Genomic DNA, 21,335 nt, shown 5'->3' on the forward strand with positions numbered 1-21,335 from the left:
TATTGAGAAGATAAACAAATGAGGAAAGGGTTGCTTTTCATCCTTAAGGAAAAAACAAAAGTTTTGATTACCAACCACCAGAAGCCCCGCCTCCGCCAAAGCCGCCTCCGCCGAAGCCACCACTGAAACCACCACCACTACCAAAGCCACCACCTGAACCAAATCCGCCACTGGAACTGCCTCCGCGCCCCATATTACTAAGGATGATAACATCCCATAGGTCGAGTCCGGATTTTCTGCCACCACCTTTGCCACCTCCGTTTCTTCGGTTACGACTGGAAAGTATGATCATGATCACTATGAAAATGATGATGGGTAAAAAGGTATCAAACGGTATGCCCGGGTTGTCGTTTAAGGTTCGTTCTTCTTTGAATTCTCCACTCAAAACCTGAAAAATGGCATCGGCCCCGTTGTTCAGTCCACCGTAAAAATCATTTTGTTTAAATTGGGGTATAATGACATTTTCTATGATTCTTCTAGACATGGCATCTGTCAATGAACCTTCAACCCCATAACCTGTTTGTATGGTTATATGTCTATCGTCTTTAGCTAATAAAATAAAAATACCGTTGTCCTTGCCTTTTTGACCAATTCCCCAGGAATGTCCCCATTGTGTTGCCAAGTATTTTATTTCCTCACCTTCGGTAGAACTGATAATGGCTACGACTATTTGGGTCGAGGTACTATCTGAATATCGTATGAGTTTTTGTTCTAGGTTATTTTTTTGGTTTTCACCTAAAAGACCTATGTAGTCGTAAACACTCGTTTCTTTTTTAGGTTTTTCGGGTATCTGGAATTGGCAGTAAGAACCCAATCCCCAGAACAAAAACAATACAAGTAAACTAGTTTTTAGATATTTCATTGCTCAGTTCATTTACATCTCCATGATGCCATGGAAAATGTACTTCCAACTCCTTTCCTGCTTTTGTTATACCTTCTATAAGCCCTTCTTTGAATCTTCCGTTTTTAAAATGGGCCTCAATTATATCCTTTGTAGATTTCCAGAAATCCTCAGGAACAGCATTGTTTATGCCACGGTCGCCATAGATGGCAAACTTTTTGTCATTTACCGCAACATAAATAAGTACTCCGTTTTCTTCCTTGGTGTTATCCATCTTCAGTAAATGGAATACCTCCTTGGCACGGTCAAGTAGATCGATTTTCGTTCTGGATTCCAAATGAACACGAATTTCCCCAGAAGTTTTCTTTTCGGCATCTACAATGGCCTGGATAATTTCCTGCTCTTCTTCCGCCGTTAATAAATCTTCTACTTTAGACATGGTAAGGTCTATTTAAAATCGAAATTCACGTCTGGTGCTTGTTCTGCCCCCGCTTCTGATTTGAAGTAAGATAGTTCTTCAAAATTGAATAACCCTGCCAATAAGGAATTGGGGAAGGTCTTTATGTGATTGTTATAGGGTTCAACCGTGGCATTGAAACGGTCCCGAGCAACATTGATTCGGTTTTCAGTTCCTTCTAGCTGGGATTGCAATTCCAAAAAGTTTTGGTTGGCCTTTAAGTCGGGATACCTTTCAACGGTAACCAAGAGACTTTTTAAAGCTCCACTTAATCCTCCTTGCACCTCATTGAATTTTGCCAATTGCTCAGGGGTGATATTGGTTGGGTCTATAGATACCGATGTAGCTTTAGCCCTAGCTTCGATAACATCTGTTAGTGTTCCTCTTTCAAAATCCGCTGCTCCTTGTACCGTTTTCACCAAATTGTCTATAAGGTCATTTCTACGTTGGTAGGCACTTTCTACATTGGCCCAGGTTTTTGTCGATGTTTCTTTCAGTTTTATGGCTGTATTGTTAAAACCTACACCCCATTGGTACAGTCCAAAGGCTACTACGGCCAGTATAATCAAGGGAATTAACCATTTTTTCATGTTCGTTTGTGTTTATAGTTATTTATAGTTGATCTTTAATTTTTATAAGCTCACTTTTTACCCGTTCCAATTTTTGGATGATTTCAAAACTAGATAAGGTTTTTTGTTTTTCCTCTTTCAAATGTGTTTTGGCCCCTTCAAGCGTAAATCCCCTTTCTTTCACCAAATGATAGATCAATTGAAGGTTTTTTATATCCTGTGGAGTGAATTTACGATTGCCTTTAGCGTTCTTTTTAGGCTTTAAAGCATCGAATTCTTTTTCCCAAAAACGTATTAAGGAGGTATTTACACCGAATGCCTTGGCAACCTCGCCAATACCATAATATCTTTTCTCGGGCAAGTCTATATGCATTAATCCAAGGATTGGTTTTCTTGATTGGCGTATTTCAACATGTTCTTGAATTCCTCGGGGGTTAAACTGCCATAATAGAAGTTGATAGGATTTATTCTTTCGTTGTCCTTCCAGACCTCATAATGTAAATGGGGTCCTTGTGATCGTCCGGTGTTACCAACGAATCCAATAAGATCTCCTCGTTTTACTTTCTGCCCTTTCTTTACGTTGTATTGACTCATATGTGCATATAGGCTTAAATAGCCATAGCCGTGATCAATACGAATGTGCTTCCCGTAACCCGAAGAATTATTGTCCGCCCTAGTGACCGTACCATCTCCCGAAGCATAAATGGGAGTTCCTTTCGGGGCGGTGAAATCCATTCCCCAATGTTTTTTACGTGCCTTTGTAAAAGGGTCGGTTCGCCACCCATAGCCAGAAGCCATTCGGGTAAGATCTTCGTTGTTCACTGGTTGAATCGCCGGTATGGCTGCCAACAATTTTTCTTTCTCCTCGGCCAATTTGGTAATCTCGTCCAAAGACTTTGATTGTATGGCCAGTTGTTTTTTGATGATATCCATTCTTTTGGTCGTGGCAATGACCATTTCCGAATTATTGAAGCCTTCTAGTGCCTTATACCTGTTTACCCCACCAAAACCTGCACGTCGCTGCTCATCAGGAATAGGGTTCGCCTCAAAATACAACCTATATATGTTGTTGTCGCGATCTTCTACATTGGCCAGAACATCTTCAATCTGCTCCATTTTTTTGTTTAGAAGCTCAAATTGCAATTCGTAGTTCTTGACTTCCCGTTGTAGGGAAAGTTCCCTTGGGGTATTTATCAAATTGGTATTCAGCAACAGTACCAAGGAAAGTAGCCCAAAAAGAAATGAGCCTAGGATAAACAAAGCAATATTGCGGAATCGCTTAGTTTTTTTTGGCTCTATCTTTCGATATGAAAGTGTGTCCGGATCGTAATAATACTTTACTTTAGACATGAATGGATTTTATCCTATTTTTGTGCATTCGATTTTTCGAAACAAACAAATATAAAAATTGTTTCGCACAATTACTTAAAATTATTAAAACCTTACCATTTTAGATGAACTCCAAGGATATTAGGACCCAATTTTTGAACTTTTTTAAGGAAAAGAACCATAAGATAGTACCCTCTGCACCCATGGTCATAAAAGATGATCCGACATTGATGTTCACCAATGCGGGCATGAACCAGTTTAAGGAATTCTTTTTGGGGAATAGTGTGGTCAAGAACAAACGTGTTTCCGATACACAGAAATGTTTACGGGTAAGTGGTAAACACAATGATTTGGAAGAGGTAGGTAAAGATACTTATCACCACACCATGTTCGAAATGTTGGGTAACTGGAGCTTTGGTGATTATTTTAAAACTGAAGCAATAGCTTGGGCATGGGAATTATTGACCGATATCCTTAAAATCGATAAAGACAGTTTATATGTATCGGTCTTTGAGGGTAGTGATGATGCCGATAAACTTGGAATGGATACGGAGGCATATGATTTATGGAGCGCCATTGTGCCCAAGGACCGTATTATAATGGGCAATAAAAAGGATAATTTTTGGGAAATGGGAGATCAAGGTCCATGTGGTCCTTGTTCGGAAATTCATGTAGATATCCGCTCGGCGGAAGAAAAAGCTAAAATTTCAGGGGCTTCTTTGGTCAATAAAGATCACCCGTTAGTTGTAGAGATTTGGAACTTGGTTTTTATGCAATACAATCGTAAGGCGGACGGAAGTTTGGAGCCCTTACCAGAGAAACATGTAGATACGGGAATGGGATTTGAACGTTTGTGCATGGTATTGCAAGGGGTACAGTCCAATTACGATACCGATGTTTTTACCCCGATCATCCGTGAGATCGAAGCCATAACCGGGAAGGATTATGGTAAAAATGAAGAAATCGATATTGCCATTCGTGTAATCGCCGATCATATTCGCGCTGTGGCTTTTTCAATAGCGGACGGACAATTGCCCAGTAATACCGGAGCAGGCTATGTTATACGTAGGATTCTAAGAAGGGCCATTCGTTATGGGTTTACCTTCTTAAATACAAAGGAGCCTTTTATGTACCGTTTGGTCAATGTACTAACAGAGAATATGGGAAATGCGTTTCCAGAGTTGAAAGAACAACGTCAATTGATCGAGAATGTGGTCAAGGAAGAGGAACATTCTTTTTTACATACTTTGGAGCAAGGGTTGGTTTTATTGGATAATGTGGTAAAACAGTCCAACGGCAAAGAGATTTCAGGTAGAAAAGCCTTTGAATTATACGATACTTATGGTTTTCCGATAGATTTAACGGGATTGATTTTAGAGGAAAAAGGCTATACGTTAGATGAAAAAGGTTTTCATGAAGCCATGCAAGAACAGAAAAATCGGTCTAGGTCTGCTTCCGAGGTGGCCAAGGCCGATTGGGAAATCTTGATGAACGACTCCGAACAGGAATTTGTGGGTTATGATGTTTTAGAGACCAAAGTAAAATTGGTGAAATATCGAAAGGTTACCTCTAAGAAAGAAGGTGAACAATATCAATTGGTATTTAATTTAACGCCTTTTTACCCTGAAGGAGGGGGGCAAGTTGGTGATAAAGGATATTTGGAGGCACCCAATGGCGATGTGTTCTATATTGTCGATACGAAAAAGGAGAACAATGAAATCGTTCATTTTGCGAAGCACTTGCCTAAGAACACTTCTGAAACGTTTAAGGCAGTGGTCGATAAAAAACAACGTCAGCGTACGGCCGCCAACCATACGGCAACACATTTGTTGCATCAAGCACTTCGGGAGATTTTGGGTACACATGTAGAACAAAAAGGTTCCGCGGTCCATTCTAAATACCTGCGTTTTGATTTCTCCCACTTTGCCAAGTTAACGGTCGAAGAGCTAAGGGCTGTGGAAAATTTCGTAAATGCTAGGATAGATGGCCAATTACCACTGCAAGAAAACCGCAATGTGCCTATGGAAGATGCCATGAAGGAAGGGGCCATGGCTCTTTTCGGAGAAAAATACGGTGATGCCGTTCGCACGATCCGTTTTGGGCAGTCTATAGAATTGTGTGGGGGTACCCATGTGAAGAACACTGCCGATATTTGGCATTTTAAAATAAAATCAGAAGGAGCTGTTGCTGCCGGAATACGTAGGATAGAGGCCATTACCTTAGATGCCGTCAAGGATTTCTATTATCAGAATAATCGCAGCCTTTTTGAAATCAAGGACCTGCTGAACAATGCCCAAGATCCTGTTAAGGCGGTAGAGGCCCTACAGGCAGAAAATATTAGATTAAAGAAAGAGGTTGAAGTTTTGTTGAAAGACAAGGCAAAAAACCTTAAAGGTGATTTATTGTCCGAATTGGAAGAAGTGAATGGAATAAATTTCATGGCCAAAAAATTGGATTTGGATGCTGCCGGGATCAAAGACCTTTCCTTTGAAATGGGGAATAGCCATAACAATCTGTTTTTACTCTTCGGTACGGAGCAGAATGGCAAAGCTTTGCTTTCGTGCTATATTTCCAAAGAATTGGTATCGGAAAAAAACCTGAATGCGGGCACGATCGTTCGGGAACTCGGTAAATTTATCCAAGGAGGTGGCGGCGGACAACCCTTCTTTGCTACAGCAGGCGGTAAAAACCCTGCAGGTATAGATGAGGCATTGGCCAAGGCAAAAGAGTATCTTAACTAAAATCATGAAGCTCCAAACCCAAGTATCTTTAAAGAAGGCGAAAAAACAAATTGATTATCAGAGCCGGTTGTTGTTGCTGGGGTCATGTTTTGTAGAGAATATAGGGGCGAAATTGGAGTATTTTAAGTTTAGGACAATGCAGAATCCTTTTGGGATTTTGTTTCACCCTAAAGCTATTGAGAAGCTTATTTCTAAGGTTATAAAAGGGGAGGTTTATTCGGTGGATGATATTTTTCATCAGAATGAAAGATGGCATTGTTTTGATGCACATTCAGACTTAAGTGATCCATCCAAAGAAAATTTGCTATTGAATCTGAATAACGCCTTGGCCCAAACCAAGGAACAACTTTCAGTTGCGACCCATGTTTTGATTACTTTGGGAACGGCATGGGTATATCGGTATAAAGAATCGGATACAATAGTGGCCAATTGCCATAAGATTCCTCAAAAGAGCTTTTCCAAGGAATTACTTTCGGTGACAGAAATCGCTGAAAGTTTAAGGAGGACAATAGATTTGATACAATCTGAAAATCCTAAAATACAATGTGTGTTTACGATATCACCGGTTAGGCATCTAAAGGACGGATTTGTGGAAAATCAACGGAGTAAGGCTCATTTAATAGCGGCTATGCATGAAGTGCTTGAAGATTCCAAACTTACAGCCGAAATAAGCTATTTTGAAAGTTATGAGCTTGTCATGGACGAACTCAGGGACTATCGTTTTTATAAGAACGATATGGTACATCCCAATGATTTGGCAGTGGAATATATTTGGGAAAAATTCAGTTCGGTTTGGATTTCAGAAAATGCAAAGAATACGATGGCTTCCGTTGAAGAGATACGAAAAGGACAGCAACATCGCCCTTTTTATCCTGAATCGGAACAGCATCGTAAATTCGTGGAATCGTTAGAACGAAAGATAAAGAAAGTACGGCAAAATCATCCATTTATTGATTTCACGGTCTAATGCGTCAAAATATCATCGTATTTTATAAATTTCATTAATGAAAAGAATATTAATAGGAGCCTTGATCACATTGGCAATAATTTTAGTATTTAGATCTTGTTGGGAAGATAAAAAAGAGAAATCCATTCTACAGGAAAACTCTATGTTGATACAACAGCAGATCAACAATGTTTCCAAACTGATCGTAACCGAAGGGCATTTTGCGGAAGTTTATAACTATAAAGATTCCCAAGAATTATTCGGTGCATTGATCACGGCCGATAAAAAGGCTTTAGTAGTCGTGAATGCCGAGGTTTTGGTGACTTATGATTTAACTAAAATTGATTTTGAAGTTATTGAGGAAATCAGAACATTACGAATAAATAGTATTCCGGAGCCTGAGATTAAGATAAATCCCGATTTTGAATATTATGATGTAACCGCCGATTATTTGAATCCGTTCAAAGCTTCAGACTATAATAAGATAAAACGTAACGTAAACGCATCACTTATGAAAAAGGTCGAAGCCTCATCCTTAATATCAAATGCAGGGAATAGATTGATCAGTGAGCTTTCAAAATTTTATATATTGACCAATTCCATGGGTTGGACTTTGGTTTACCGGGATAGGGATATCGAGAACATGGAAGGTTTACGGATGTTGGATGAAATTTCTGCGGATTAGGTGGGGTAGCTTGCTATTTCACAAAGGTATTGGCCCACTTTATATAGTTTTCCCAATCGTAATCCATCACATCGTGATTGCCCGTGCGAATGTGGTAAGCTACCGTGTTTTGAATGGGGGCATTGGTCTTGGGCATTTCTTTGGATGTAATTCCCTTCCTACCGTATAATCCATAAACAGAAGATGCATAATAGGTAGAAAGGAACTCACCTTTTGGATCGGCCCATTTATCCTCTTCTGCACTGGCGATGTATAAAGGTCTTGGTGCTATCAAGGCCAATAATTGATGTTGGTCGACAGGAAGCGTTCTTTCATTGTTGTCGTATTTTAAAAAGCTATCTGCAAACCAATGCGGAAAAGAAGTGTTGATTTGTGCTACAGTTTCACCAAATTGCCGCCTGCTCAAGGCAGCACCGCCACAACCGGAATTATTGCTTATGACTCCCGCAAACCTTTTATCTGTGGCCCCGGCCCATAGCGCAGCTTTGCCTAAGCGCGAGTGTCCAAAAACAAATACTTTGGAGATATTGACATCGCTTTCGAGGTAGTTCATCGCCTTGCTCAAGCCAAAGGCCCAAGCCGAGATACTGCCCCACTCATTCGTTTTGGGCTTGGTTTGTCCGTCCCTATAAAATAGGGAATGTACACCATCTGAAAAATCGTTTTTATCTGGGTCTATTTCGCCATAGTAAATCGTAGCAAGGCCAAACCCATTGTCGAGCATTTTTTCTATGGCCCATCGATGTGTTCGTATCCCTCTACTGCTCTCCGACGCTTTGTTGTCCGTTATGCCAAAAGCTTCATTGTTCTTTACCCAAGCTTTGGTGATAGCAACATTTGGGTCAGCGGTCACCGTATGGTTGCCGTAAAAATTATAACCAAGGAAAACGGGTGCTGTTGGATTTCCTTTTGGAAGATAAATAAGCATGTAATAGGTAATGGTTTTTTTGTTCTTCTTTAAGGTAATGGCAATCTGTTTGCGCCTGGCTTTTCCGCCATAGGCGTCATTGCTTTCTTCCAAAAGTTTAAAGCCATACTCATCCAACCGATCGGGAACCTTTCCATAAACTTGCTTTTCAAAGAATTGCAAAATCTCACGGCGCCTGTTTTCTTCCCATTCGGTTTGATTGGTGATGGGATTGCCACTAAAGGAAGTCAATACATCCGGAAGTGTAAATTTGGGAACTTTTGATTCATCATAATTGGCCTGCGATTGTGCAAGGCCTAGGGAGCTAAAAAATAAAATAGCGATTAAGGTATAGATTCTCATAGTCTTGGACGGTAAGGTTGGTGATTCATTTTCATTTGGCGCGATGTGTATGGAAATTTTCATTGACCAATGCAACCCCGTCATCGATCAAATGACCTACTGTCGGGTTGTCTAGTTTTACATTTTCCAAATGGTCACGTATATCTTCTGCAAATATGAAATCGTTGTTGGATTTGGCAAGTTCATAAAGTTCAACGGACAACAGCCAATCTTCAGGGTGGTTGGCCTTAATTTTAGTAAAGACCTTGTTCCGTGAGATTGTCGTATTTTTTTCTTCCCTAAAATCACGGACTTGTTGGTAAAGTTGCTCCAATTTAATTCTTTGTTCGTTTTTCTTAGGTTTTACCGTTGTGGTTTGTATATCATGGGAAAGTAAATTGAAACTGTTCAAATCTGCCGGGCCATTAAAGGCAGAAACAATTCGTTCCCCTATGGCCATGTGATAAAGGTCTTCATGGGATTGGAAAAGAACCTTGCCTTGGCAAGTTACGGTGCAATCTTTTAATGTAACTAAAATGATTTGTCCCCCCAGATTTCTGGTTCCTGTTATGATGAGGCCTGTGACATTGACTTCCCCTTCAAACTCTATGGAGACCCTTTCCCCTTCATAAATATTATAGGCCTTAAGATCTCGAGGGCTCATATCTTCAATGGCCAGGTTAATGCCTTTTAGTTTTCCAAGCGGACTACCGAAACCTGATGGATGCTTTTCGATTCCATGTCCTATTAATTCCTTTTCGCGATATGCCAAAGCAGTGGGTCCGTTGGTTTTAAAGAAAACAGGTTTGCCATCATATGATATGACTTTTTCGAAGTTTCCTGAAATCTGCAATCCTGTACTAAGTTCTATAGTTCCCAATTCTTTCGAATTGATCAGTTTGTCAATGCCCTTCAGTCCTCCTTGCCGCAAGGCCATTGTGCTGGCAAATTCTTCCAATACTTGGCTAAGAAATGCAAAATCGGGGGTAACGAACAATTGAGGTTGCGGTTTGGTAATATCAAATGAAGTGTGGGCGGCCTTTAGTGAATATGGTATTTTGTCCACTTTGTTGGTCATGCACCAAGCACTTTCCCCAATAGAAGATAAAAGGCCTGCACCATATATTTTCGGGTTCTCCGGAGTGCCGATCAGGCCATATTCAACTGTCCACCAATGTAAATTTCGAATGAGGGCCATTTCACTGGGTTCGCCCATGTTTCGTTGAAGCTCTGCAATATGGTCTTCTGCTTTTTTTATTTCACTTTCAGGAGTTCCGATTGCTTCCTTGATAATGGACAAATGTCGTACGGCCTCATACAACTCAAAGTCTTTGGCGCTTGATATGGCTTTACTTCCTATTTCTCCAAAGCGTCTCAGATACTCGGCATATTCCGGATTGGCGATAATAGGGGCGTGGCCTGCACCTTCGTGGATAATATCCGGAGCAGGGGTATATTCTATATGTTCCAGTTGACGTATGTCCGAGGCAATGACCAAGACATTATAGGCTTGAAACTCCATAAAGGCAGAAGGGGGAATAAAACCATCTACCGCAACAGCTGCCCATCCGATATCTTTAAGGATTCGGTTCATGCCGTACATATTGGGAATCTGTTCTATCGAAATCCCTGTTTTTTTCAATCCTTCTAAATAAGATTCATGGGCAACATGGCCAAGGTAATCTACATTTTTTCGCATTACGTAGCGCCACACGGCCTGATCTATTGCCGAATAATCGCCATAATCCTGAGGTTTTATGTATTGCCGTAAATGCTTTGGCAGTTTATCCAGTATGGGATTGCTTTCGTATGACACCTTTCTTGGGTTTATGTTCGACTTAAAGTTACGAAAACAGTATTTTATGGGAAATTTAGGGTAAGGCACACAAAAACCGCCTTTTAAAACGGCGGTTTTGAATCGTTATTTTGAAGTATTTCCCGGAGGATATTGTTGTAATATTTCATACACGAATTCCTTGATTCGAGCTTCTTTCTTTTCAATGTCCCTCGTATTGTTCAAGGAGCCGACCCCTTTGCCTTGCCAAACCAATTCCTTGTTTTGGGCATCAATCAAATCAATATAGAGGGAGCCTTGCGTACGAGTGCTTACAGCAGGACTGTTCCATCCCCATCCAGGACCAAAACCGCCCCAGTAATAAGGACTCCATCCCCAACCACCGCCCCAGTAGTTGTTGTATACATCAACCTGTTCTTGTTCTTTGGTGAAAATACTGACCAAAACATCGGGGTTTTCAGATTTAACCATACCTCGAGAACTTAATTCGGCATCTATGGCTTTTAATATCCTCTTTTTATCCAAGTCCGAAATATGGGCCTTGTCAATACCCGTTTTGTAGAAGGCATAGGATTTGTACCCATTAAAATCCGCTTCCCTATCATAATCCGATAGAACACGAACGGAAACACAGGAACTTAAAAAAAGTAGGGCCATAATCGGTAACGCGAGAATTTTCATTGTTTTCATAACTTATTTTTTAGGAATTAATGCAGTATCACTATATGAAAAAGCTCAAAAATCGTGCCGAAAGGGCTGGAAATCATTGAGAATTTGTTTTCGCGTCGTACCCGTATGGGCAGTGTCTGCAACCACTCTCACAGCAATAACCGCGCTTAAGGTGGTACTGTTCAGTAAAGACCCTGTAGCCAGATTCGGAGAGATAGTAATCGCCTTCTTCTGGCTTTAATATTTTTTTCATCGGGATCGGAATGGTATTTGTCTTGAATCTGTAAAATTAAAGGTTTTCTATTGAAAAGCCTTTTGATTTATTGTGATGATCCATTTTTTATCGGAATCTTGAAGGTATTGTTGTGCTTAACCAATTTGTTGGTAACGATTCCCCGATGATTGCAATTGGTCGAATTTTAACAATTATCTTTGAATGAGGGCGTTATTTATCTGAGTTATGATTTTAGTCTTTAAACATTTTTTTTACAAAAATTACGTGGGCCTATCTCTTTGGCCTTTCATAATCTTGAAAAATGAAGACCTAAAGAAGGATAGCTATCTTATCAACCATGAGAAAATACACCTTGAACAGCAAAAGGAATTATTGATCGTTCCTTTTTATATGTTGTATGTAACCGAGTGGGCCATAAGGTCTTTGTGTTATTTTGATAGTTATAAAGCATACCAAAACCTAAGCTTTGAAAGAGAGGCCTATCGCAACGAAAAGAATCTTGATTACATTGCAAATCGTTCCAAATTCAGCTTTATTAGATATCTTTGGCGCTGAAAACATGATAAGTGCAAACTGAAAATCAAAAAATAAACCTTCCAATATTAGAAGAAAAAAAGGTGACTCTTTCCATTAAAAGGGAAGATAAGATACACCCTTTTGTTTCAGGGAATAAATACCGAAAGCTAAAATACAACGTGCAAAAGGCCTTACAGGATAATCATGACACCCTTTTGACCTTCGGAGGTGCTTTTTCCAATCATATTGCGGCAGCGGCTTGTGCTGCACAGGAAAGTGGGTTACGGAGCATAGGTATAATACGCGGAGAGGAATTGGCCTATAAATGGAAGGAAAATCCTACGTTGGCAACAGCCGCAGATATGGGAATGCAGTTACAATTCGTTTCCCGTAATTTATATAGGGAGAAAAACAGTGAAGAGTTCCTTGGGCATTTGAAATCGGAATTCGGAAGATTTTATCTTTTGCCTGAAGGAGGTTCAAATGATTTGGCGGTTAAGGGTTGTGAAGAGATTTTGACCGAGGACGATGCGGTTTTCGATATTATTTGTGGCTGTGTAGGCACGGGCGGGACCATAGCGGGTATGATCAATGCCACGGGCAATCATCAAAAGGTATTGGGGTTTCCAGCGTTAAAAGGGGATTTTTTAAAAGAAAGTATTCGTAAATTTACCGCAAAAGAAAATTGGGAATTACAAACGACGTACCATTTTGGTGGTTATGCCAAAGTAACCTCTGAGTATATAAATTTCATAAATGAATTTAAGCGTTGTACCCAAATTCCTTTGGATCCGGTATATACGGGAAAAATGATGTATGGCCTGATGGATATGGTCAAAAACGATCGTTTTTTGCCGGGAACTAGAATATTGGCCATTCATACAGGAGGGTTGCAAGGAATTAAAGGGATGAATGTTACCTTGAAAAAGAAAAACTTACCATTGATAGATCTATGATAAAAAGACTGGTTTTCATATCGATTTTAGGAATTTTACTTCTTGGCTGTAAAGCAAAGAAACGAACTGTTTCTTCCGATAGTTCCAAACAGGAAAGTACATTGGGAGGTAATAAAAACACCCAGATGGATTATGAATCTACAGGGCTTTACCCCCTTCCTGCGGATACCGGTAAATTTCAAAGATTTTCTATTGGTTCCGTTGAAGAATATATAGATACGTTTTCCGAAATAGCACAATACGAAATGAAAGCTTATGGTATACCGGCAAGTATTACCTTGGCCCAAGGTCTACTAGAAAGTGGATTTGGAAAAGGGGATTTGGCAGTAAGGACAAACAACCATTTTGGAATAAAATGCCATAAAGGTTGGCAAGGTGATTATGATTTTCATGATGATGATGAAAAAGGGGAATGTTTCCGAAAATATAACCACCCCATGTATTCTTATAGGGATCATAGTGAGTTTTTGTCAAAAAGGGCCCGATATTCATTCTTGTTCAATTATAGTAGTACGGACTATAAACGATGGGCGAAAGGACTTCGCCAGGCAGGTTACGCGACGGATCATAGATATCCTCAAAAATTGATTTACTTAATTGAAAAACACAAGCTCTATAAATTCGATAAGGGAGTTCAATTGAATGATGCAATTGCCAATTCAGAACCCAAAATTTATGAGAACAGTGTTCACGTTGTGCAAAAGGGTGATACCTTATATTCCCTTTCAAGAAGATATTTTATCTCTGTAGATGAGATTAAAAGAATTAACAATATGAATTCCAATAATTTGGCGATAGGGCAGAAAATCACTGTCAAAACCGAATTGAGCAAAAAATAATAATGATTTATCAAAGAAGTAGTGCCTTGTTCGCAGAGGCCAAGAAGTACATTCCCGGAGGTGTTAATTCACCGGTTAGGGCGTTTATTGCCGTTGGTGGCGATCCCGTTTTCGTAAAGAGTGCCAAAGGCGCTTATTTATATGATGAGGACGGCAATAAGCTTATAGATTATATAGCATCATGGGGCCCTTTGATTTTAGGCCATGCCTATGAACCTGTAATAGAGGCGGTAATTGAAAAAGCAAGGAAAGGAACCTCATTCGGCATGCCGACAGAAGTCGAAACGGCATTGGCCAAATTGGCCGTGTCCATGGTTCCGGATATAGATAAAATCCGTTTTGTAAATAGTGGTACGGAGGCTTGTATGAGTGCAGTGCGGTTGGCCCGCGGTTATACCGGTAAAGATAAGATCATCAAATTCGCCGGCTGTTATCATGGACATTCCGATTCTTTCTTGATACAAGCAGGTAGTGGGGCAGTAACATTCGGTAGTCCAAATAGTCCTGGAGTTACCCAAGGTACGGCTAAGGATACCCTATTGGCCAACTATAACGATTTACAAAGTGTAAGAGAACTGACCAATGCCAATAAAGGGGATATAGCAGCAGTGATCATAGAACCTATTGCAGGGAATATGGGATGCATAATTCCTTCAGAAGATTTTATAAAAGGCTTACGGGAACTTTGTACACAAGAAGGGGTCTTACTTATTTTTGATGAGGTAATGACCGGATTTCGTCTTGGAAAAGGAGGTGCACAAGAAGCTTTGGGAATCGAAGCGGATATTGTGACCTTTGGAAAGGTTATCGGTGGTGGTTTGCCCGTTGGGGCTTTTGCTGCGAAGAAAGAAATAATGGATCACTTAGCTCCTGACGGTCCTGTATACCAAGCAGGGACTTTAAGCGGTAATCCTTTAGCGATGAGTGCAGGATTGGCTATGTTGACAGAATTGGATGCCAAGCCGGAAGTGTTCAAGAGTTTGGCCGATAAAACCGCATACCTACATAAAGGAATAGAAGATGTTTTGGTTAAAAACGGGATTCCACATCAAATCAATAGATTTGGTAGTATGATGTCGGTACATTTTACCGATGAACCTGTTGTTGACTTTACCTCTTCGGCCAAGGGGAACAACGAAACATTCAAAAAGTATTTTCACGGTATGTTACGTGAAGGAGTATATTTGCCACCAAGTGCTTTTGAAAGTTATTTCCTTAACGATGCCCTTTCGTATAACGATTTGGATTTTACCATAAAGGCTCTTGAGAATATCGTAGATGAATTAAAATAAAAAAAGGCGCTTTTAAAGCGCCTTTTATATTTCTACCTGATCGTATTATTTTCTTTTTGATCGTTTTTCCTTCATCTGGTCACGGTCACCTCTTTTTTTTCGGGTCTTTTCCCATTTGGCATATTGATCGTCGTTCAGGATTTTCTTAAGTGCAGCTTTATGTGCAATAGCGGCATCCAAACGTTCTGCTTGCATCGCATATTTCTCTTCTGAAGTCATTTTAGGACGTTCCCCAGAGTCTCTCATAGCCTTGCGCTCATCCATCTTGGCCTTACGTTTTTTCGCATTTTCCAAGTTTAAAGCAAGGATTTGGGTTTGTTGGGCATCGGTCAAGTCTAAATCCAATGTCATTTTTTTGGTCTGAAGGGTCGCAATTTGTTCAGCGGTCATATCCTTCATTGAATTTCTCTTTCCGTCTTTTCTTTGTTGTGCCATAGCGGTTGTACCTACTATCAAGGCAATCAATACTATTACTTTTTTCATGTGTTTTGTTTTTAATGAATTTTAATAGTAAGACCTGTTAAGTTCATTAAGGTTTAACCCAGCAACTCAATTTGTGAATGGTTTAACAATTTTAGGCAAAAGAAAAGGGCAAGAAGATTTCTCCTTGCCCTATATTATAATCTTTAATTTAAATCGGGTAAAATGGACCGATTTAATTTTACCACTAATCTCTTAGTGGTTGTAATGAAAATATACTTTGAAAAGAACCATTAAAAGCATGTAGGTTCCTAAGGCTATAAAATAGGTCATAATATGTGGGGGTTTTTGATTATACCATCAAAGATATGTATAGATACTATTGGGTATTTTGAATTGTTGCCAATTGAACATTTTATATGGTGAAATATTCTATTTATGTGGTTTGGTATTTTAGTTCATCGAAGAAATATGCATTTGGCCTAATGCCCTCTTTTTCGGGGGCGCAGTTTCAGTAGGATTTAAAATAATTGGATAAGAATTATGATATGGGTGTAACATTTAAGGAATTAAGGAGTCCTATTAATAGAGAATTTTCATTTTCTTCACCGATGGTTATCGGGATTTGAATTAGTCAATAAATAAAGCTGTTGCATTGCAATGGCTTTATTTTATTTAAGGTAGAAGCGTGTTTTTTATCGATAAACAGTTGAATTTTTGTTGATTAACAAAAAAATAACAACTTCAAGTCGATTTGTTCCCTTCATAAAATTCCAATTAAATTCATGCGAGCCAAGTAAATCGGATCATTTGAAATTGTCATTTTGATAATTTGGGAAGATGGTATTTGCGAAATTGATTTTATGCTTATGCCGTTTTTCTCTTGTCCACAATATCTGGGACAATAATAATTGCCCAAAGCTGTTATACCTTTGCATTGAATTTAACCTCAAATGTTATGAATAAGAAAACAATTTTACTGGGTCTAACAACAGGACTTCTATTTGTAAACGGCTTGTTTGCAAATGATACGAAAAGAGATGATGATAATTTCGATATTAATTCCATCGTATATATTGAAGATGATACTGAAGTGGAACTTGGTTTTGATACCTCGGACTACTTACCGGAAGATTTTAATGCCCATGAGCATTACTTTGATATTAACGGCCTCGAATATGTAGAGGAAACGATGTTATTGGATGTGGATACCAAAACATATCTACCCCAAGACTTTGATGCATATGCATTTCCGACAGATGTTCAAAGTTTTAATTTTATTGATATGGAAGAGGATGCTCCCATTGATCTTGGTTTTGATACTAAACAGTATTTACCGGAGAATTTCAATGCGTATTCAAAATAGAATCCATTAAAATAGATTTATGGTGAACCCTCGTAATTACGGGGGTTTTTCTTTTTAAAATAATAGGGGTACCACAAATTGGAACATAACGGATAAAAGGGCTACCGCCACCAAATTCAATATAACCCCAATCCGGGCCATTTCATGTACCTTTATATAACCGCTTGCAAAGACTATGGCGTTCGGAGGGGTTGCCATTGGTAGCATAAAGGCGCAACTGCTCGCCATTGTTACAGGAATAAGCAAGTAGAGTATAGGAATGTCAAGACCAATGGCGATACCGGCCACTACGGGGGCCAATACGGCTACCAGGGCCACATTGCTCATTAATTCGGTCATGAACAGCATTAAGAAAATGAGTAATATGGCCGTAAACAAGATACTTATTTCACTAGAGGCAATTGCTTGGGCAACCAAATCAACGATACCACTGACCGACATTCCTTTGGCCAAGGCCAAACCGCCACCGAACAAAACCAGAATACCCCAGGCCAATTTTCGGGTGTCGACCCAATCGATAATAAAGTCCCCTTTATTGATATTGTAGGGGACTGCAAATAGCGATACCGCCGCAAGCATACTAATGATGGTATCTGTAAGTCCCAATTCTGGAAAAATAGTATTGATCAAAGTTCTAAAGATCCAAAGGGACACGGTTATCCCGAAGATGACCAATACCATTTTTTCCTTACCGCTCATAGGGCCCAGTTTTTTCAGTTCGGATTGAATTACGTCTTTTGAGGCCGAAAATTTCAGTTCCTTGTTCGGGAACATCCATTTTACAAGAACAAAATAGATGATGGTGATCATTACCGCTGAAAACGGTACACCGATTAGCATCCATTTTAAAAAAGAGATCTCTATATTATACTCATTCTCCAACAGGCCGATCATAACCGAATTCGGAGGAGTGCCAATAACCGTGGCAATTCCGCCCGCATTGGCCGAGAAAGCGATACCCAACATAACACTTAAGGCAAAATTCTTGTCGTTCTTGGTAAATCCGTCGGCATCATCGATCAATAAACCAATCACCGACATGGCGATAGGCAGCATTACAACGGTGCTTGCCGTATTACTGATCCACATGCTAAGGGTTGCTGTGGCAATCATAAAACCAAGAACTACCTTATTGGGCGTAGTGCCCGTTAATCTTATAATATTCAAAGCGATTCTTCTATGAAGGTTCACTTTTTCCAAAGCCAAGGCCATAACAAAACCCCCGAAGAAGAGAAAAACGATCGGACTACCATAATTGGCCCCAACATCGCCTATGGGCATAATATCCAAAACTGGAAAGAGGATAAGGGGCAACAAAGCGGTTACCGATATCGAAACAGCTTCCGTTATCCACCAGATAACCATCCAAATTGCAACGGCAATGACCATATCTCCCTTTTCTGAGATGAGGTTTCCCGGAAAGTTCAGGATAACAAAAAACAATATCGGCCCAAGAAAGAGTCCTGATTTTCTGCCTAGTGTCATGGAATTTTATTAGAGCCCCTAAGCTAGGATTTTTTTTAAACATAAAACAAGACCCAGATTAAATACTGGAAAGAACAGAAAACCCCAACTGGGTTATTTTACCTAGTTAGGGCTTCGTTTTATATTCCAATTTAGGCAAGTAAAAGCTATTTACTTATAAAATCGACACTGCTAAGAGTTTGTAATTAGGATTTAAGTTTAACGGTTTTGGAATCACCTTCAACCACTACTTTTATCAAATCATGTTTAGAAAGTGCTTTCATGGATTTGTCCCATTTCTTTCCGCTTAAACCAGCTGCACTTTTTAGGGCTGCCAAATCCATTTGGCCTTCAGGTTTCAATAAGTCCAACAGTGATTTTTCTTCCACCGATAATTCAACCTGCTTTTTCTCAGGTCTCATTTGAGGAAAGAACAATACTTCCTGTATAGAGGAATTATTGGTTAAAAGCATTACTAAACGATCGATCCCGATACCGATACCAGAAGTTGGGGGCATTCCATATTCCAGGGCGCGCAAGAAATCCTGATCAATGAACATGGCTTCGTCGTCCCCTTTTTCAGAAAGTTTCAATTGGTCCTCAAATCGTTCGCGTTGATCGATTGGGTCATTCAACTCGGAATAAGCATTTGCCAATTCCTTACCGTTCACCATCAATTCAAAACGCTCTGTCAATGCAGGGTTCTCCCTGTGTTCTTTTGTTAACGGACTCATTTCCTTGGGATAATCGATAATGAAAGTGGGTTGAATATAGTGGTGCTCACATTTCTCCCCGAAAATCTCATCGATCAATTTACCTATACCCATGGTGTCGTCTACCTCAATGCCCAATCCTTTTGCGGTTTCGCGCAATTGAACTTCATCCATATCGGCAACATCTATACCTGTATGTGTTTTGATAGCTTCTAAAATAGGTACTCTTGCATAGGGGGCCTTGAATTCTATTTCATGGTCTCCAACAGTTACCTTGGATGTGCCATTGGCATCGGTAGCCACTTTTTCCAAAAGCTGTTCGGTGGTGGTCATCATCCAGTTATAGTCTTTGTATGCTACATAGAGTTCCATTACCGTAAATTCAGGATTGTGGGTACGGTCCATACCTTCGTTCCTAAAATCTTTGGAAAACTCATATACCCCATCAAAACCACCGACAATCAATCTTTTTAAATATAATTCATTGGCTATTCTCAAATATAACGGAATGTTCAATGCATTGTGGTGGGTAAGGAACGGTCTTGCGGCAGCACCTCCTGGGATAGGTTGTAAAATCGGGGTTTCAACCTCTAGATACCCCTTACTGTTATAGAATTCCCTAATGCTATTGGTAATCTTGGTTCGTTTTACGAAAGTCTCTTTTACAGACGGGTTTACGATAAGGTCTACATAACGTTGTCTATATCTAAGTTCAGGATCGTTGAATTCGTCAAAAACATGGCCTTCGGCATCTTTTTTTGGCAAAGGTAAAGGGCGTAATGCCTTGCTTAACATGGTGAAGGTTTTGACCATCACCGTTATCTCGCCAACTTTAGTGGTGAACAATTCCCCTTCGACACCGATGATGTCACCAATGTCCAATAGTTTTTTATACACTTCATTGTACATGGTTTTGTCTTCCCCGGTACAGATTTCGTCCCGATTAAAATAAACCTGTATCCTGCCTTCGCTATCCTGCAGTTCTGCAAAAGAAGCCTTTCCTTGTATTCGGCGAGACATTAACCTACCCGAGATAACGACTTTTTTGCCCTCTTCATAATTCGATTTAATACCCTTGGATTTGGCATCGACGGGGTATAAGGCCGCGGGGTATGGGTTAATGCCCAATTCCCGTAATTTGGTCAATTTTTCTCTTCGGATTACTTCTTGTTCTGAAAGCTGCATAAAGTTGTTATTAAGGCTGCAAATATAGGTAGTCTAGGTAAATCTATCAATCCATTGGTTAGGAATATTGATTTTGAGTAAATAGGGTGGTTTTGATGTAACAAAATGGGTAATTTTGCGTCATACAAGTACATCAATCAAAAAAATCCTACATCTATGAGTTTAATTCGTGTGCTTTTGGCCATTTTGTTTCCGCCCTTATCCGTTATCGGTAAAGGTTGTGGTTCGTTCTTAATTGTTTTACTTTTGACTTTCTGTGGATGGGTTCCTGGGGTCATAGCGGCTTTGGTCATTCTAAATAATCCTAATTAAGACATAATTATGTTCAAATTTCGTTTTTGGTCATTGCTACTGGTTTTGGCCCTCGTTTCAGCATGCAATTTTACTGAGGAAATATATGTAAAGGAAGATGGTTCCGGGAAGATATCGATAAATTTTGACGGTTCTGAAATGATGGGAATGATGGGCGAGGAATTGAACAAGAGCGGGGAGAAGGCCATTGATTCAGTAATTTCTTTCAAATCGTTTCTCGAGGAAAAGAAAGATAGTATCGCTACGCTTTCAGCAGAAAACCAAGCCAATTTAAAAAAGCTGGAACCTTTTGAAATGCATATGGTCATGAACCCGGAAACCAATGAGATGAAGTTTGATCTTTACCGGGATTTTGATGATTTGAATGAGATTTCGGATATCTTCAAAGCTTTTCAGGATGCCAGTAGTTTAGGTCCTGGGTCAAAAAAACAAAGTCCCACTTCGAATTTAAGTAACCAGGCTACCGAGATAGATTATGCTTTTAAAGCCAATTCATTTAAAAGAACGGCACGGGTCGTAGATAGTGCATTGTTAAAACAAAGTATTGATAGTATGGCCGGGGCAGAAATGTTCCTGTCCGGTTCAACCTATAAACTAAAATACCATTTTCCAAAACGTGTTAAATCGGCATCAGTTGAAGCCGCTACCTTTAGTGCGGATGGCAAGACCTTGTATTATGAGGTTGATTTTCTGTCTTATATGAAAAATCCGGATACCTTGAATATTGAAGTGCTATTAGAGGAATGATTTAGCCAT

22 protein-coding genes are annotated in these 21,335 nt (G+C 39.7%); 10 read left to right on the forward strand and 12 right to left on the reverse strand.

What is annotated here, in order from left to right:
- Nucleotides 1–67: 67 nt before the first annotated feature.
- Genes R3X28_RS05205 through R3X28_RS05225 form a run of 5 tightly spaced genes read right to left on the reverse strand, consistent with a single transcriptional unit; the run spans nucleotide 68 to nucleotide 3,217 of the window.
- On the reverse strand, nucleotides 68–862 hold the full coding sequence (locus R3X28_RS05205; protein WP_317662962.1) for a TPM domain-containing protein: 795 nt from the start codon (nucleotides 860–862) through the stop codon (nucleotides 68–70).
- Nucleotides 843–1,280, reverse strand: a complete 438-nt coding sequence (locus R3X28_RS05210; RefSeq protein ID WP_154362569.1) for a TPM domain-containing protein — start codon at nucleotides 1,278–1,280, stop codon at nucleotides 843–845. Before R3X28_RS05210 ends, R3X28_RS05205 begins: the two co-directional genes overlap by 20 nt.
- Nucleotides 1,281–1,288: 8 nt before the next feature.
- On the reverse strand, nucleotides 1,289–1,888 hold the full coding sequence (locus R3X28_RS05215) for a LemA family protein (RefSeq protein WP_282053350.1): 600 nt from the start codon (nucleotides 1,886–1,888) through the stop codon (nucleotides 1,289–1,291).
- 22 nt (nucleotides 1,889–1,910) lie between these two features.
- Nucleotides 1,911–2,240, reverse strand: coding sequence for a MerR family transcriptional regulator (locus R3X28_RS05220; protein ID WP_154362566.1), 330 nt, complete (start codon nucleotides 2,238–2,240; stop codon nucleotides 1,911–1,913).
- Nucleotides 2,240–3,217, reverse strand: a complete 978-nt coding sequence (locus R3X28_RS05225; protein ID WP_154362564.1) for a M23 family metallopeptidase — start codon at nucleotides 3,215–3,217, stop codon at nucleotides 2,240–2,242. Before R3X28_RS05225 ends, R3X28_RS05220 begins: the two co-directional genes overlap by 1 nt.
- Before the next feature lie 104 nt (nucleotides 3,218–3,321).
- On the opposite strand from R3X28_RS05225, the gene alaS reads away from it, so the two are divergent.
- The 3 genes from alaS to R3X28_RS05240 are packed head-to-tail and all read left to right on the forward strand — an operon-like array spanning nucleotide 3,322 to nucleotide 7,568.
- Nucleotides 3,322–5,937, forward strand: a complete 2,616-nt coding sequence (gene alaS / locus R3X28_RS05230; RefSeq protein WP_317662967.1) for an alanine--tRNA ligase — start codon at nucleotides 3,322–3,324, stop codon at nucleotides 5,935–5,937.
- 4 nt (nucleotides 5,938–5,941) lie between these two features.
- Nucleotides 5,942–6,904, forward strand: coding sequence for a GSCFA domain-containing protein (locus tag R3X28_RS05235; RefSeq protein ID WP_317662969.1), 963 nt, complete (start codon nucleotides 5,942–5,944; stop codon nucleotides 6,902–6,904).
- 37 nt (nucleotides 6,905–6,941) lie between these two features.
- Complete coding sequence (locus R3X28_RS05240; protein ID WP_317662971.1) at nucleotides 6,942–7,568, forward strand: DUF4230 domain-containing protein; 627 nt, start codon at nucleotides 6,942–6,944, stop codon at nucleotides 7,566–7,568.
- Between the two features lie 13 nt (nucleotides 7,569–7,581).
- Here R3X28_RS05240 and R3X28_RS05245 read toward each other — a convergent pair whose 3' ends face one another.
- The 4 genes from R3X28_RS05245 to R3X28_RS05260 all read right to left on the reverse strand — a co-directional run bounded on the left by R3X28_RS05245 (nucleotide 7,582) and on the right by R3X28_RS05260 (nucleotide 11,534).
- Complete coding sequence (locus R3X28_RS05245) at nucleotides 7,582–8,838, reverse strand: acetylxylan esterase (protein ID WP_317662973.1); 1,257 nt, start codon at nucleotides 8,836–8,838, stop codon at nucleotides 7,582–7,584.
- Between the two features lie 31 nt (nucleotides 8,839–8,869).
- Nucleotides 8,870–10,633, reverse strand: coding sequence for an aromatic amino acid hydroxylase (locus tag R3X28_RS05250; RefSeq protein WP_317662975.1), 1,764 nt, complete (start codon nucleotides 10,631–10,633; stop codon nucleotides 8,870–8,872).
- A 105-nt stretch (nucleotides 10,634–10,738) separates the two neighbouring features.
- Complete coding sequence (locus R3X28_RS05255) at nucleotides 10,739–11,302, reverse strand: DUF4136 domain-containing protein (protein ID WP_154362552.1); 564 nt, start codon at nucleotides 11,300–11,302, stop codon at nucleotides 10,739–10,741.
- 73 nt (nucleotides 11,303–11,375) lie between these two features.
- Entirely contained in the window at nucleotides 11,376–11,534 is a 159-nt protein-coding gene (locus R3X28_RS05260; protein ID WP_282053344.1) for a DUF5522 domain-containing protein, read from the reverse strand.
- Nucleotides 11,535–11,810: 276 nt separating this feature from the next.
- Here R3X28_RS05260 and R3X28_RS05265 point away from each other — a divergent pair, with 276 nt between their 5' ends.
- From R3X28_RS05265 to hemL, 4 genes are read left to right on the forward strand one after another with little or no spacing between them, the layout of a single operon-like run.
- The gene (locus R3X28_RS05265) at nucleotides 11,811–12,071 is read left to right on the forward strand and encodes a hypothetical protein (RefSeq protein ID WP_317662979.1); all 261 of its coding nucleotides are present in this window, start codon (nucleotides 11,811–11,813) and stop codon (nucleotides 12,069–12,071) included.
- Between the two features lie 11 nt (nucleotides 12,072–12,082).
- Nucleotides 12,083–12,988, forward strand: a complete 906-nt coding sequence (locus R3X28_RS05270; RefSeq protein ID WP_317662981.1) for a 1-aminocyclopropane-1-carboxylate deaminase/D-cysteine desulfhydrase — start codon at nucleotides 12,083–12,085, stop codon at nucleotides 12,986–12,988.
- Nucleotides 12,985–13,827, forward strand: a complete 843-nt coding sequence (locus tag R3X28_RS05275; RefSeq protein WP_154362548.1) for a glucosaminidase domain-containing protein — start codon at nucleotides 12,985–12,987, stop codon at nucleotides 13,825–13,827. Before R3X28_RS05270 ends, R3X28_RS05275 begins: the two co-directional genes overlap by 4 nt.
- A gap of 2 nt (nucleotides 13,828–13,829) precedes the next feature.
- Nucleotides 13,830–15,119, forward strand: coding sequence for a glutamate-1-semialdehyde 2,1-aminomutase (hemL, locus tag R3X28_RS05280; protein WP_317662984.1), 1,290 nt, complete (start codon nucleotides 13,830–13,832; stop codon nucleotides 15,117–15,119).
- Between the two features lie 45 nt (nucleotides 15,120–15,164).
- Here hemL and R3X28_RS05285 read toward each other — a convergent pair whose 3' ends face one another.
- Complete coding sequence (locus R3X28_RS05285; RefSeq protein ID WP_317662985.1) at nucleotides 15,165–15,602, reverse strand: hypothetical protein; 438 nt, start codon at nucleotides 15,600–15,602, stop codon at nucleotides 15,165–15,167.
- Nucleotides 15,603–16,497: 895 nt separating this feature from the next.
- On the opposite strand from R3X28_RS05285, the gene R3X28_RS05290 reads away from it, so the two are divergent.
- Entirely contained in the window at nucleotides 16,498–16,905 is a 408-nt protein-coding gene (locus tag R3X28_RS05290; RefSeq protein WP_317662987.1) for a hypothetical protein, read from the forward strand.
- Between the two features lie 54 nt (nucleotides 16,906–16,959).
- On the opposite strand, the gene R3X28_RS05295 is transcribed toward R3X28_RS05290, so the two are convergent.
- Both R3X28_RS05295 and lysS read right to left on the reverse strand, forming a co-directional pair.
- Nucleotides 16,960–18,390, reverse strand: coding sequence for a DASS family sodium-coupled anion symporter (locus R3X28_RS05295; protein WP_317662989.1), 1,431 nt, complete (start codon nucleotides 18,388–18,390; stop codon nucleotides 16,960–16,962).
- Nucleotides 18,391–18,575: 185 nt separating this feature from the next.
- On the reverse strand, nucleotides 18,576–20,267 hold the full coding sequence (gene lysS / locus R3X28_RS05300) for a lysine--tRNA ligase (RefSeq protein WP_154362538.1): 1,692 nt from the start codon (nucleotides 20,265–20,267) through the stop codon (nucleotides 18,576–18,578).
- A gap of 156 nt (nucleotides 20,268–20,423) precedes the next feature.
- Here lysS and R3X28_RS05305 point away from each other — a divergent pair, with 156 nt between their 5' ends.
- Together R3X28_RS05305 and R3X28_RS05310 are read left to right on the forward strand one after the other, a co-directional pair.
- Nucleotides 20,424–20,579, forward strand: a complete 156-nt coding sequence (locus R3X28_RS05305) for a YqaE/Pmp3 family membrane protein (protein WP_109654881.1) — start codon at nucleotides 20,424–20,426, stop codon at nucleotides 20,577–20,579.
- Nucleotides 20,580–20,588: 9 nt separating this feature from the next.
- Nucleotides 20,589–21,326 (forward strand): hypothetical protein, encoded by a 738-nt coding sequence (locus R3X28_RS05310; protein WP_317662993.1) that lies wholly within the window; start codon nucleotides 20,589–20,591, stop codon nucleotides 21,324–21,326.
- Nucleotides 21,327–21,335 lie beyond the last annotated feature (9 nt).

It is taken from the genome of Maribacter sp. TH_r10 (assembly GCF_033101095.1).
Classification (GTDB): domain Bacteria; phylum Bacteroidota; class Bacteroidia; order Flavobacteriales; family Flavobacteriaceae; genus Maribacter_A; species Maribacter_A luteus.